A 937-nucleotide genomic window follows, 5' to 3' on the forward strand; every position below is an offset into this window, starting at 1 on the left:
ACGTCGGCGAGGGCCTCACGGAGGCCGAGATCGTCACCTGGCGGGTCGCTCCGGGCGATCCGGTCGGCCTCAACGACATCCTGGTGGACATCGAGACGGCAAAGGCCGTCGTCGAGCTGCCCAGCCCGTACGCCGGGGTGGTGGACCGCCTGCTCGCCGAGGAGGGGCAGACCGTCGAGGTCGGCGCGCCGATCATCGCGATCCGGGTGCCGGGGGACGGCCCGGCGACGCCCGCCGACGAGCCCGCGGCCGCGCCGCCGACCGCTGACGAACCGGCCGTTGACGAGCCGGCGGCGGAACGTACCGCGGTGCTCGTGGGCTACGGGGTGTCCGCCCAGGCGCGGACCCGCCGGCCCCGTCGCGCCACGCCGTCGGTCCGCCCGGCCGAGCCGGCCCGCCGGCCGCACACGTCCCGGCCGCCGGTGCTCACCAAGCCGCCGCTGCGCAAGCTCGCGAAGGACCTCGGCGTGGAACTGGCCGACGTGCGCGGCAGCGGCCCCGGCGGCCGGATCACGCGCCAGGACCTGCTCGACCACACCACCGGCCCGGCAGCGGCGACCGACGCCCGGCGGGACGAGCGCCTGCCCGTACGCGGGGTGCGCAAGGCGACGGCCGCCGCCATGGTCGCCAGCGCGTTCACCGCGCCGCACGTCACGGAGTTCCTCACCGTCGACATGACCGGCACCGTCGAGTTCGTGGACCGGCTGAAGCGGGACCCGTCCTTCCAGGGCATCAAGGTCAGCCCGCTGCTCGTGGCGTCGCTGGCGCTGCTGGACGCGATCCGCCGGCACCCGGACGTCAACGCCCGGTGGGACGAGGAGAACCAGGAGATCGTCCGGTTCGCCGACGTCAACCTCGGCATCGCCGCCGCGACGCCGCGCGGCCTGCTGGTGCCGAACGTCAAGGCCGCGCAGACCCTTCCGGTACGGGACCTCGC

General features: G+C 75.6%; 1 protein-coding gene. It reads left to right on the plus strand.

All coding sequences use genetic code 11. The annotated features are described in order from the left end of the window. A partial coding sequence (locus KBX39_RS32010; protein ID WP_210874157.1) for a 2-oxo acid dehydrogenase subunit E2 occupies positions 1–937 on the plus strand: 937 nt, incomplete at both ends.

The sequence above is a fragment of the Micromonospora sp. D75 genome, assembly GCF_018070405.1.
Classification (GTDB): Bacteria; Actinomycetota; Actinomycetes; order Mycobacteriales; family Micromonosporaceae; genus Micromonospora; species Micromonospora chalcea.